The 12,251-nt window shown below is 53.3% G+C and carries 14 protein-coding genes; 7 read left to right on the top strand and 7 right to left on the bottom strand.

The genetic code is table 11. From position 1 onward, the window contains the following. The 4 genes from AC1DIG_RS15495 to AC1DIG_RS15480 all read left to right on the top strand — a co-directional run bounded on the left by AC1DIG_RS15495 (nucleotide 1) and on the right by AC1DIG_RS15480 (nucleotide 3,523). A complete protein-coding gene (locus tag AC1DIG_RS15495) occupies nucleotides 1-357 on the top strand; it encodes a hypothetical protein (protein WP_477768004.1) in 357 nt (118 codons plus the stop codon). A 135-nt stretch (nucleotides 358-492) separates the two neighbouring features. Continuing rightward, a complete protein-coding gene (locus AC1DIG_RS15490; protein ID WP_477768003.1) occupies nucleotides 493-1,422 on the top strand; it encodes a toll/interleukin-1 receptor domain-containing protein in 930 nt (309 codons plus the stop codon). Between the two features lie 110 nt (nucleotides 1,423-1,532). Next, nucleotides 1,533-2,213, top strand: coding sequence for an HNH endonuclease (locus AC1DIG_RS15485; protein WP_477768002.1), 681 nt, complete (start codon nucleotides 1,533-1,535; stop codon nucleotides 2,211-2,213). A 164-nt stretch (nucleotides 2,214-2,377) separates the two neighbouring features. Next, on the top strand, nucleotides 2,378-3,523 hold the full coding sequence (locus tag AC1DIG_RS15480; RefSeq protein ID WP_477768001.1) for a TIR domain-containing protein: 1,146 nt from the start codon (nucleotides 2,378-2,380) through the stop codon (nucleotides 3,521-3,523). A gap of 168 nt (nucleotides 3,524-3,691) precedes the next feature. Here AC1DIG_RS15480 and AC1DIG_RS15475 read toward each other — a convergent pair whose 3' ends face one another. Both AC1DIG_RS15475 and AC1DIG_RS15470 read right to left on the bottom strand, forming a co-directional pair. Further along, a complete protein-coding gene (locus AC1DIG_RS15475) occupies nucleotides 3,692-4,312 on the bottom strand; it encodes a hypothetical protein (RefSeq protein ID WP_477768000.1) in 621 nt (206 codons plus the stop codon). Nucleotides 4,313-4,385: 73 nt separating this feature from the next. Beyond that, nucleotides 4,386-4,886, bottom strand: a complete 501-nt coding sequence (locus AC1DIG_RS15470; protein ID WP_477767999.1) for a methylated-DNA--[protein]-cysteine S-methyltransferase — start codon at nucleotides 4,884-4,886, stop codon at nucleotides 4,386-4,388. On the opposite strand from AC1DIG_RS15470, the gene AC1DIG_RS15465 reads away from it, so the two are divergent. Further along, nucleotides 4,885-5,118: a hypothetical protein gene (locus tag AC1DIG_RS15465; RefSeq protein WP_477768134.1), complete on the top strand. Its 234-nt coding sequence runs from the start codon at nucleotides 4,885-4,887 to the stop codon at nucleotides 5,116-5,118. The two genes, AC1DIG_RS15470 and AC1DIG_RS15465, sit on opposite strands and share 2 nt — an antisense overlap. On the opposite strand, the gene AC1DIG_RS15460 is transcribed toward AC1DIG_RS15465, so the two are convergent. After that, the gene (locus tag AC1DIG_RS15460) at nucleotides 5,048-5,308 is read right to left on the bottom strand and encodes a hypothetical protein (RefSeq protein WP_477767998.1); all 261 of its coding nucleotides are present in this window, start codon (nucleotides 5,306-5,308) and stop codon (nucleotides 5,048-5,050) included. The genes AC1DIG_RS15465 and AC1DIG_RS15460 overlap by 71 nt on opposite strands. 129 nt (nucleotides 5,309-5,437) lie before the next feature. Between AC1DIG_RS15460 and AC1DIG_RS15455 the strand changes: the two genes are divergently transcribed. Together AC1DIG_RS15455 and AC1DIG_RS15450 are read left to right on the top strand one after the other, a co-directional pair. After that, entirely contained in the window at nucleotides 5,438-6,121 is a 684-nt protein-coding gene (locus AC1DIG_RS15455; RefSeq protein WP_477767997.1) for a response regulator transcription factor, read from the top strand. Beyond that, nucleotides 6,106-7,413, top strand: coding sequence for a sensor histidine kinase (locus AC1DIG_RS15450; RefSeq protein WP_477767996.1), 1,308 nt, complete (start codon nucleotides 6,106-6,108; stop codon nucleotides 7,411-7,413). The genes AC1DIG_RS15455 and AC1DIG_RS15450 overlap by 16 nt, the downstream gene beginning before the upstream one ends. 238 nt (nucleotides 7,414-7,651) lie before the next feature. Here AC1DIG_RS15450 and AC1DIG_RS15445 read toward each other — a convergent pair whose 3' ends face one another. From AC1DIG_RS15445 to AC1DIG_RS15430, 4 genes are all read right to left on the bottom strand, one after another. Then, nucleotides 7,652-8,488, bottom strand: coding sequence for an ABC transporter ATP-binding protein (locus AC1DIG_RS15445; RefSeq protein WP_477767995.1), 837 nt, complete (start codon nucleotides 8,486-8,488; stop codon nucleotides 7,652-7,654). Further along, nucleotides 8,476-9,279 carry an ABC transporter permease gene (locus AC1DIG_RS15440; RefSeq protein WP_477767994.1) on the bottom strand — a complete coding sequence of 268 codons (804 nt, stop codon included), beginning with the start codon at nucleotides 9,277-9,279 and terminating at the stop codon, nucleotides 8,476-8,478. The genes AC1DIG_RS15445 and AC1DIG_RS15440 overlap by 13 nt, the downstream gene beginning before the upstream one ends. Nucleotides 9,280-9,288: 9 nt before the next feature. Then, entirely contained in the window at nucleotides 9,289-10,275 is a 987-nt protein-coding gene (locus AC1DIG_RS15435) for an ABC transporter substrate-binding protein (protein ID WP_477767993.1), read from the bottom strand. A 605-nt stretch (nucleotides 10,276-10,880) separates the two neighbouring features. After that, nucleotides 10,881-12,251 carry an aspartate aminotransferase family protein gene (locus AC1DIG_RS15430; protein ID WP_477767992.1) on the bottom strand — a complete coding sequence of 457 codons (1,371 nt, stop codon included), beginning with the start codon at nucleotides 12,249-12,251 and terminating at the stop codon, nucleotides 10,881-10,883.

The following is a 12,251-nucleotide window of genomic DNA, read 5'->3' as shown; positions in this document are numbered from 1 at the left end:
ATGAAACTAGATGATTTCGTTGCAGAGACTTTAAAGCAAATAATAAAAGGGGTTGTTTCTGCTCAAGAATTTGGTAGCGAATACAACGCAAAAATCAACCCTAACACAGCAAGATTCTATAAATCAGCAGAAGGTCAGGCTTACTGCTTAGAAACAGGAGTCCCATTACAACAAGTAGTATTCGACGTTGCGGTGACTGTTTCCGAAGAGCACACATCAAATGATGGAAATAAAACTGTAGGTTCCATCTCAGTTTCACCAACCGGCTCCAGCAGCGCGCAAAACAGCTCGACAAACAGAATAAAATTTCAAGTACCAGTGCTCCTACCAACAACTATTGGAAATCACAAAAAATAGTACACTGACAAGATATTTACTGCGAAAAATTAACGATTTTATTTATTCACCAAATTACCTTAGCAAACAATAGACCTGTCCCTTTCCGCTGTATAAACCAAGTGTGTTCCACCACTAAACAAAAGGAAATCAAAAATGGAACCTACAGTATTTATTTCTTATTCGCACGATGATCAATCTCACAAAGATTGGGTTTTACAGCTAGCCACAAGACTACGTTCAAATGGTGTAAATGTACTTCTAGACCGCTGGAATCTAAAGTTAGGTCAGGACCTAGCAGCGTTCATGGAACGAGGATTATCAAAATCAAATAGAGTTCTTTGCATCTGCTCTCAAACATATATTAAAAAAGCAAATGAAGGTCAAGGCGGAGTTGGTTATGAGAAGCAAATCATAACAGCAGAGTTACTTTCTGACCTTAACACGAACTGGGTTGTACCCATAATTAGAAATAACCCAACACAAAAAAAGGTTCCCACATTTCTAGGCGGCCGGCTTTACATAAGCTTTGAAGTTGAAAATCTGTATGAAAGTCAGTATGAAGAACTTTTGAGAGAGATTTTAGATGAGCCTGCATTGCCAATTCCTCCTATTGGAGCAAATCCATTTAAAACCGCCAAATACTTCGCAGAGCAAAAATTCATACCAAACAATGAAAAGTACGTTTCACCTGCAATGAAAGGCAGGGTTACTTTTGACTACTCCAACAATAATGGCCATTTCTGCATTGGTCAAAGCGAGTTACTGTTCGAGCTAGAGTTCATAAAATCAAGCGATAGCTGCATTCAGATTTATAATGACCCAGCGAGCATCAAGACAGTAGCAGTAGTAAAAGATAAAAACATTATTACAGATATTGATGACGCAAGAAACTACGATAGCTCATCGAGATCAAGACGTCCGAAAACCAATCAGATCGCGATCTTACAGAACGTCAATGGATTTTATGCGGCAATCAAGATCCAAGACATCAAAGATGATACTCGCGGCGCAGACTTTGATGAGATAACTTTTGAATACATCATCCAGACCAATGGAAGCCCTAACTTCACATCTTTACGTTAGTTTGTTAAAAAGAGGAAGATATGAGGAGAGACCACAATTATATTTTTAACAAACCATGATCTACCCCAAAGACTTTCAAGGTAGTAGCTAGAAACCACCGGAAAACTAATATGGATAAAGAAGTTTATGCTTTTGATCTGAAAATGATTTGTGGTGGGTATGTGTACTTCTCCACATATACGTCATTTGAGCGATTCGGCAAAAATCATCGTGAATTCAGGAAGCCCTGCACCGTTTCTAAGGAGCTTTTTTCAGAAGCTGCACGAGAACTGGGCCATAACCCTATAAAAATTGAAAATGATCACTCCTTTAACATCTGGCTTAACGCCAGAGGATGGGCAATTATAGAAGAAAATTTTGTTCGCAAGTCAATGCAGCAATGGCTGAAATCTAAAGAGTGCATAAACTCTGCAACCGGTGTTTTTACAGATATTGAGATTTCGTCACCTAGCACATTGAAGAGAACTTATTCAGGAGTAAAAAAGAAGCAAATATTGGCCCGAGATGGCGGGAGATGTTTAAGATGCGGCGCAGAAACAAAACTAACAATGCAGCATGTGATACCTTATTCAAAGGGAGGGGAAAGCACATCAAGAAACCTAGTCACCCTTTGCGAACCTTGCAATCAGTCACTTGCAGACGAGATGGATTTGAGTCTTTTTTCTGCCGCTGGGTTGCACTATGACTACGACAGGGCACTGATAAATCATCGGTGGTTTTCGGATGAGCAAAGATTTAAAGCATCGCTGATCTCAGATAATCTCATGCAAACTAGGTGTGAGGTATGGTAGTAGCTAATAAAGGATTAAAAACGTCCACTCGGGATACCAGCAACAAAAGGCATCCCCATTAGATTACCGCTACAGAGATGAAAGGTCAGGTTAAAATATAAAAAGGTCGCAACATACCGCCCCTCCTTCAACCTACTCAGATAACTTCCCAGGGAAAACAAGATATGCTGAAAATCTTTCTAAGCTATGCCAAAGAAGACTACGAGCGCGTCAATCCCTTCTATAAAAAGTTGCTATCGCTTGGTTTTGAACCTTGGATTGATGCAGCAAAACTTATGCCCGGTCAGAACTGGGAGGTTGAAATCGAACGAGCTTTCTCTGAAGCAAATGTAGTATTTCTTTTTTTAAGCAAATGCAGCGTAAACAAGCGAGGTTTTGTACAAAGAGAAGCAAGCCAAGCTTTTGACAACTTGAGATACAAACTCCCATCAGACATCTACATAATCCCAATCCTATTAGAACAATGCGAGGTCCCTGTAAACATCAGTAAACGCCTACAGTTTATTAACGCTTCTATTCCAGATTTATGGGAGAAAATATCCATATCGCTCAATCAAGCGGCTATTGAGCAGGAGATAATTCTACAGCAAGGCGGTATTTATGGACCATTTCGCGTCTTCGACAATGAAATAAAAGAGGAATGGGTAGGTAGACCAGGACATAAAGTTCAAATCCCCTACCCCAGCTTTTCTTCCGAGCAATATCCAGAAATTGCAACCACTCTTTCAAAACTCTTTGAAGGAAGAGCTCATAACGCTTTGATCGAAAGCAGGTCAACACCTTGGACACAAGATGCCCCCAATGGTTTTAATTCCCTTGACAATGAACGATGGGATACGTATGCGATCACATATGCAACAGATCATATATTGAGCATCTATTACAACGTGGGTTGGTATGGTTCAGGAGCTGCGCACTCAAACAACCACTTCGAGAATTTTAATTACGTTATAAGTGACGGGAAAATATATCCATTTACATTATTTGAATTATTCCAAGATCCCGATAGTGCGCACCAGACAATCTCAAAAATTTGTCAAAAATGCATTGAGAAAGAATACTGGGAAAAGACAGGACAAGTACCTAATACACACAACATCCAAGAAATAGAAAATGGTGTTAACCAAAGAGAAAACCTCCAGCATTTTTCGCTTTCCCAAGAAGGTATTACTTTTCTATTTAGCCCTTATTCCGTAGCCTGTTACGCACTTGGCAACTTCACGGCAACTGTATCTTTTTATGACTTACTCCCTTTCATTAAACATGATGGTATTTTCAAATCCATCAAGAGAGAATCAACTACACTTTGAATCGCCACCGCTTTCGTAAACATACTGGAACGTTCTGCAATAGTTGGTTTCCGGCCGATTACAACAAGCAGAAACCCGCTGACAATAGTAAGTATGGGGAGAGACCACGATTATAGGTTTTAACAAACGTGGTCTATTCCTGAGCCCCCTTAAGCACAGTTGCTAGCGTCACTCGTCGTACATCAACTCCAAACTGCTTATCCACTCATCTGCGGCATTGTACCTTGCGTAAAAAATTTGCCTCTCTATTTCGCTTAAACCTTTGAAAAACCTTAAGAAATAGTTATCGCTGTAGTAACCCTGTGCGCCTTGCATATTTCCGCCCCACCATGATGGGTTGTACCCATCAAAAGCTATCCAGGGTGGAGGTACAGAGAATTTCTCACTGTGAATAGCATTCAGAAAATCAGTGCTGTTCGTAACCAACCGTGCGGTGACAGAGTTGAATTCTCTAGTGGATACAGAAAAAATCAAGTGTTCATTCTTTTTAGTGCTCTCATACCGCTTCACGGGTAGATCGTCGAACATTTTCTCGTTTACAAATTTGAAGCTTGATTCCACGATCGCCCAAAACGTATGTATGTCGCCTCCATCGATCAGGAGCGAAGCGTAATAAGCTGGAATACCTACATCTTCCAAAGACACCGCTCTCAGCTGGCCAAACTGAGTGTGGGTCGTGTGCAACAAAGGCTCAGTAAAAACTGATTTGAGCTCTGCTATGGAATACCCGACAACTTGTTCCTTGGTGTCTTGCCTTACAAAGGTCTTGATACGGCTAAAAAAGCTCATAACCCTCCTCATTCCTTGAGATATTCAATTAGCCAAGTCGCCCCGCGATAATCGGCTGCGGCCCCACAACACATCAAAAAGCCAACTGCAACGTCTCCTTCCCCTCCAACCCCAACAAAAACTGCTTCGCCCCCAACCCACCCGCAAAACCGGTCAAACTCCCCGAAGCCCCAATCACCCGATGGCACGGCGCAACAATCGAAATCGGATTCTTCCCATTCGCCGCCCCCACCGCCCGAACTGCCTTCGGATTACCAATCTGCTGGGCAATCTGGCTATAACTGCGCGTCTCCCCAAACGGTATCGTCAGCAACGCCTGCCAAACCTTTTGCTGAAACTCCGTCCCGGCAAAATCCAGTTCCAGCTCAAAGCAATCACGCTCTCCCGCAAAGTGCTGATTGAGTTGGCGCTCAGCCTCCAGCAACACCGGGCTGTGGATATCTTCGTGCAACGTGCCGAGGCGAACCCGGTCGGGCTTATCGTTCTCCCACAGGATCGCGCAGAGTTTGTTGTCTTTGGCGACCAGGGTGAGGGTGCCGACGGGGGATTTCATCAGTTTGAATACGTACGACATGGTTGACTCCTTGATCCGACGGGGGCTTCAGACGTCGCTGGACGTTGAAGGCGATCGTTCATCTGTGTCAGAGGACGTATTCAGAGTAATTGTGGGTTCGAACGCAAGAACTACGTTTCTTGCGATTGAATTTCGCCGGCTGATGCCACCGGCGTTTGGCGCTATTGATCTTCAGCGTCCTCGGTCTCTTCAACAAAATAGCAATCACGGCGTTTGCCGCTGGGGTCGATGATGAAGACGCCCTGCCCTCTGCCGCACTCAAACGAGTGGGGGGTTGAATAGGCTCTTCTCTTGTCGATCCAGGCATTCAGTTGGGAGATGTAGATGGCCATGCCAATGGCGATGCCCAGCACCAGCAGCAAGCAAAAAATAAACTGTGCGGTGTAGTGGTCGCTTTCCTTTTCCGAGCCTGCGGGTTGCATGTCGAGGTCCTGTTGTTGAAACACGCCGTCACGATAAGGAGCAGCGGGTTAACGTCAGGTGAACATTGTCGCGACGCAAGGTAACTCCGCTATCCTCTGCCCCACTAGTGAAAAACCGTGGGTCTGTGCGTGCATATTCATCTGTTGTTGGTCGAAGACAACATCGACCTGGCGAACACTGTCATCGAGTACCTGGAAATTACCGGGATCGTCTGCGACCACGCCAGTGATGGGCAAATGGGTTTGAACCTGGCGCTCGCTCAGCACTATGACGTGATCTTGCTGGACATCATGCTGCCGCGCCTGGACGGCCAGCAGGTGTGCAAAAAGCTGCGCGAACAGGGCAATCAGACGCCGATCCTGATGCTTACCTCCCTGGATGCCCTGGCCGACAAACTCGCCAGTTTCTCGGTCGGGGCCGACGATTATCTGGTCAAGCCGTTCGAGCTGCCTGAACTGGTTGCACGGATTCGTGCCCTGAGCCTGCGCCGCAGTGGTCAGGCCAGCCGCTTGCAAGTCGCTGATCTGATCATGGACCTTTCAACGCGCAAGGTCAGTCGCAACGGGCAGGAACTGCACCTGTCACCGACCGGCTGGACGTTGCTCGAATGCCTGATGCGCGCCAGCCCCGCCACCGTCAATCGCGAGCGTCTCGAAGCGGCGATCTGGGGTGACGAATTGCCGGACAGCAACACGCTCAAGGTGCACATGCACCGTCTGCGTAAGGCGGTCGATAAAGACTTCGACGTGGCGCTGATCCACACCTTGCCCGGTATAGGCGTTCAACTGGGGGCGACATGCGCAAAGGCCTGAGCCTGAAGTGGGTGATCAGCGGCAGCCTGCTGTTGATCATTGCCGTGGTGCTGATCATCTATAACCAGCTGCTGCCGGTGTACACCATGCGCGGGTTGCTGTTTACCGCCAGCGCGATGATGGAAGAGGAAGCGCAGTACTTCGCCCGGCATTACCAGCAGGACCCGACGACCCCGCCGCCCGATAATTACTTTCTGAAAAGTGCTGTCGGTAAGGAGGCCCTGCCGAAAGAGGTCCGTGACCTGCTCGACACCAAACCGAGCCTGGTGTTTGGCGCCGTGCAGTTCTTCGGCGACATCGATTCCGATGACGATAATGACGGCACGGCTATCCTGATCCACCCGTTGTACGACGGTAAAACGCTGTATATGTACGACACCGACCACGACCATGAAGAAGGCGGCGTGGTGGAGACGCCGTTGTCCGATGCCTACCTGGAACACGAGTTGGCGATGATCAGCATGATCGGTTTGGCGGTGTTTATTCCCGCGCTGATCATCATTGCCCTGCTGGTGTGGTGGGTGGTCCGGCCGCTCGGTCGGCTGACGCAATGGTCGACCACTCTGGAAAGCGTTGGCGCGGCGCCGAATGGCCGACCGCATTTCATCTTTCGCGAGTTCAATGTGCTGGCCGATTCACTGGCCCACAGCGTGCACCAGGTTAAAGCCGCGAGCCTGCGTGAAGAGCGTCTGCTGCGCTACACCAGCCATGAACTGCGTACGCCGCTGGCGGTGCTCAAGGCCAATGTGGAATTGCTCGCCGTGCAGTCCGGCGGCGAACTGCCGCCGCCTTTGCAGCGGATCGAGCGCTCGGTGCTGAACATGCAGCGGATTGCCGAAACCTTGTTGTGGATGAGCCGCGAGAGCCCGGAAGCGCTGCCGGAAGAACCACTCGACATGCGCCTGTTGCTCAATGAACTGATAGAAGAACATCGCTACCTAATCGGCAAACGCGATATCGAGTTGATCCTGCGCATCAGCGACGAACCTTGCCGGCTGCCCCTGACCGCGTGCCGCATCGTTGTCGGTAACTTTCTGCGCAACGCCCTGCAATACGCCGACGATGGCAGCGTCGAGATTACCTTCGAACAGTTGCAACTGCGCATCGTCAACCGGATACGCGACACCCCACAGCATCAGGAATCTACCGATTTCGGCTACGGCCTCGGGCTCGAACTGATGCGCCAGCTCTGCGCAAAACTGGGCTGGCACATCGAGGTCGCGCCGAAGAAGAACCGCTTCACGGTTACCCTAAATTTTTCGGTTCAGGCGCCGCAACAGCTCAATCCGTAGCAGCTCAATCTGTAGCAGCTGCCGAGCCTGCGAGGCTGCGTTCGAGGACAAAGTCCTCGCAAATCCTGCATACGCGGTTTACCTAAGAGAACGCGTTGCCTGATTTTACGACCGCTTCGCGGCCGAACGCAGCCTCGCGGGCTCGGCAGCTGCTACGGGTCGTGTGTTGCGCCGAATCTCATCACCGCCGCAAGCTCCCTCATCTGGCCCGCCTTGCTCGCACCTGGCGGGCAGTCGATTAATGCGCCTCCTCCAACTCGTCATGCAGCAAGCCGAAGATCTCCCGCTTCATCTCGATAAACGAACGCTCCATGACCATGTCCAGGGTGCGGGGTCGTTCGATCGGCACATCGAGAATCTGTTTGATCCGCCCAGGCTTTGCGCCCATCACATAGACCCGGTCGCCGAGCAGAATCGCTTCGTCGATGTCGTGGGTGACGAACAGCACGGTCTTCTTGCTGTTGCCCCAGACCCGCAGCAGCAGTTGCTGCATTTGCAGGCGGGTCTGGCTGTCGAGGGCGCCGAAGGGTTCGTCCATCAGCAGGATTTGCGGGTCGTTGGCCAGGGCGCGGGCGATGGCCACGCGCTGCATCATGCCGCCGGAGAGTTGCTTGGCGTAGTTGTCGGCGAAGCCGGCCAGGCCGACTTCGTTGACGTAGTAGTCGACGATTTCCTTGCGCTGGGCCGCTGGCATGCCGCGACGCTTGAGACCGAACTCGACGTTTTGCCGCACGGTCAGCCAGGGGAACAGCGTGTAGCTCTGGAAGACCATGCCGCGATCCGCGCCGGGGCCTTCGACGTGCTGGCCGCCGACGTAGATCTCGCCTTCGGTGGGTTCGGCCAGGCCGGCGGTCAGGTACAGCAGGCTGGATTTACCGCAGCCCGAAGGCCCGACCAGCACCGCGAACTGCTGGTCCGGCACTTCGAACGAAACTTTTTCCAGCGCGGTGAAGATCCCGCCGTCAGGCTTCTGGTAACGCAGGCTGACCTTGTCCACTTGCAGCCGTGGCGCGGCGTGCACCGGGGCGGCAGTGGGTGTGGTGAAGCGATGATTGGCAGCGGTTACTGAGCCCATGCGGCGATCCTCAGTCGAAGGAAACGGAACAGTTGATCGGTGACCAGGCCCAGCAGGCCGATGATCGCGATCGCCAGAAAGATCACATCCACCTGAAAGCCGCGCATGGCTTTGAGGCTCAGGTAGCCGAGGCCGCTGGAAGCGGCCACCAGTTCGGCGACCACCAGGTAGGTCCAGGCCCAGCCCATGGTGACGCGCAAGGTGTCGAGCACACCTGGCAACGAGGCTGGGGCGATCACATGCAGCACCGCGTCGCGGCGGTTCGAACCGAGGGTGTACGAAGCGTTGATCAGGTCCTTGGAGATGCCTTTGGAGACATCGGCAATCATCACCAGTTGCTGGAAGAACACCCCGAAGATGATCACCGAGACCCGCTGCTCCAGACCGATGCCAATCCACAGGATGAACAGCGGCACAAAGGAGGTCACCGGCAGGTAGCGAATGAAGTTGACCATCGGCTCGAGGAAGGCCTGGACGATGCGGAAGCTGCCCATCAGCAGCCCCAACGGCACCGCCACCAGCGACGAGACGACGAAGCCGACCATCACCACTTCCAGGCTCGCCCAAACGTGGACCCCGAGTGTGCCGTCGCGCGCCAGGCGTATGGCGGCATCAAGCACCGCGCCGGGTGTCGGCAGGAACATGCCCGGCACCACGCCGCCGTAAGACAACCCGGCCCAGAGACCGACCAGCAGCACCCAGGCCAGGCCGCTGGCGCTCCAGATCACCTTGACCGGCAAGCCGGTCTTGGGCGTGATGCAGCGGCTCAACCATGAATTTCGCTTGAACATGGCCACCTCCTACAGTGGGCTGACGAAGCGGTTGTCGACCAGTTCGTCGTGGCTGACGTTGTAGGGCTTGCCTTGCAGTTCGCTGGCGGTTTCATTGGCGATTTTGATCAACGCTGCGCTGTCACCCGGCTTGCCCGGCGAGCCAAGGAGTTTTTCGCTCATGGCCTGATCGTAGAAGCGCACGCCTTTGGCGGCCGCGGCCAGTTCCTTCGGATCGGCGAGGTAACCGCCGACGCCTTTGGCCATGATCGCGTAAGCCTCGTCCGGATGCTCCTGGGTGTATTTCACCGCTTTGTACAAACCGGCGACCAGGGCTTTGACGTCTTCCGGTTGTTTCTCGATGACGTTGCAGTTGAGCGCCACCACGTCGACGATCACGCCGGGGGTGGTGCTGCTGTCAATCAGCACCTTGCCTTGTTTCTTGTCACGGACCATCGACAGATGGGGTTCCCAGGTCACGGCGGCCGGCACACGACCGGCGATGAACGCGGTGGCGGCATCGTCGGCAGTCATGTTCTGCACAGTGATGTCGCTCATTTTCATGCCGTTCTTTTTCAGCAGGTAAGAGAGCCAGAACTGCGAGGTCGAACCTTCGTTCACCGCCACGGCTTTGCCTTTGAGCTCTTGCAGGCTCATGACGTCCTTGCCCACCAACACACCGTCGCCACCATGGCTGTCATCCAGAGCCGCTACCGCTTTGAAGCAGAACTGCGGGCGATACTTGAGCACTTCATCGATGGTCGAGGCCGAGCCGGACAACTGGCCGGAGGCCTGGGCGGCCATGTACATCGAGGCTTCCTCTACCACTGGCAGTTCGACGGTCAGGCCGTTTTCCTTGAAGTAGCCCAGGTCCTGGGCGAGGTAGAGGGTGCCGTAACCGACCCACGTGGTGTGGCCGATGGACAGGGTGCCGGCCTGGGCGCTGGTGGCGACCCCGGCAGCGATGGCGGTGATCGCGAGTGGCTGAGCGAAACGGGTTAGCAAGGACTTGATCATGGAGCACTCCCACAGCTGTTGATTTAGTTTTGTCTTGCGGGGCAGTACGGCCAGTGGCCTCGAACAGGTACAGCAAGCGGTCTCTGAATGGACCTTGAGGTGGTCAGCGTTCGGCTGACTGGCGAGGTTGATGTTGGCCCAAGGGCGACCATAGGAAAACGAGGAAATATGTCGCCGCGAATGAAGAAAAACCTCGGTAGCGCGCACTGCAAAAGGGCGCCGTGGGCGGGGGTGCCCGGGGTGGGTGCAAGGCGTGGGAGAGGGGTTGAATGGGCAATAGCTATCGCGAGCAAGCTCGCTCCCACAGGGGTTCTATGTCGACCCCATTACCGAAGTCGACGCAGTTCCAATGTGGGAGCGAGCTTGCTCGCGATAAGGTCCGCAGGACCTTCCAGCAATATTAGAGCCGGCCGTAGAGCGCACAGCAAAGGGCGCCATGGGCGGGGTGGGTGCAAGGCGTGGGAGAGGGGTTGAATGGGCAATAGCTATCGCGAGCAAGCTCGCTCCCACAGGGGTTCTGTGTCGACCCCATTACCGAAGTCGACGCAGTTCCAATGTGGGAGCGAGCTTGCTCGCGATAAGGTCCGCAGGACCTTCCGGCAATCTCAGAGGCGGTCGTATTCCTGCGCCGTACGATCCACTGCGCGCAAGGTTTTGCCGACCAGTTCATCCACTTCTTCACGCGTGGCAATCAACGCCGGGGCCATGATCATTCGGCCCAAGGTCGAGCGAATGATCACCCCTTCTTCGAAGCCAATCGTGCGGCAGCGCCAGGCGATGTCGTTCTCGTTGGCGAAGCGTTTGCGGCTGGTTTTGTCCTCGGCCAACTGCAAGGCCGCGACCATGCCCACGCCCTGGATATCACCGACCAACGGGTGATTGCCGAACACTTCGCGCAGGCACTTTTGCAGGTACGGGCCTATGTCGTCCTTGACCCGCGTGACCACGCCTTCATCACGCAAAGCCTTGAGGTTGGCAATCGCCACCGCTGCCGCCACAGGGTGCCCGGAATAAGTCAGGCCGTGGGCGAATACCCCGCCCTGCTCCACCAGTACCTGGGCCATTTTTTTCGACAGAACCAGACCGCCCATGGGGATGTAGCCCGAGGTCAGGCCCTTGGCGATAGACAAGGTGTCGGGCTCGAAACCGAAGTGCTCGTGGGCGAACCATTCACCGGTGCGACCGAAGCCGCCGATCACTTCATCGGCGCACAGCAGCACGTCGTACTTGCGGCAGATCCGCTGAATTTCCGGCCAGTAACTCTCTGGCGGAAAGATCATCCCGCCAGCGCCCTGGAACGGTTCGGCGATGAACCCGGCAACCTTGTCGGCGCCCAGTTCAAGAATCTTCTCTTCGAGTTGCTGCGCCGCCCGCAGGCCAAATTCGGCCGGCGTGAGGTTGCCTTCATGGGCGAAGAAATACGGCTCATCGATGTGCGCGATGTCCGGAATCATCCCGCCCATTTCGTGCATGAATTTCATTCCGCCCAGCGCCGTCGCGGCCAGGGTCGAGCCGTGGTAACCGTTCCAGCGGCCGATCATGACTTTCTTCTCGGGCTTGCCGAGGATTGTCCAATACCGCCGCACCGTGCGGATCAGCACCTCGTTGGCCTCGGAGCCGGAGTTGGTGTAGATCGCGTGGCTGTAGTGCCCCGGCAGCAGGCTGAACAGCAGCTCGGAGAGCTCGATCACCTGCGGGTGGGTGGTGTGGAAAAACATGTTGTAGTAAGGCAACTGCTCCAGTTGCTGGCTCGCCGCAGCCGCCAGATCCTTGCGCCCGTAACCGAGGTTGGTGCACCACAGTCCGGACATGCCATCCAGATAACGCCGACCGTCGTTGTCCCACAGATGCAGGCGGTCGCCACGGACCATCACCCGTGGCCCTTCGTCGTTGAGGGCTTTCTGATCGACGAACGCGTGGATGTGGTGCGCAGCATCGGCGGCCTGGTAGTCGCGGGTTTCACGTGGGGTGGTCAT

The organism is Pseudomonas sp. 05N431, assembly GCF_056397005.1.
Note: the sequence above shows the minus strand (reverse complement) of the source record. Positions and strands in the feature narration are given on the sequence as shown.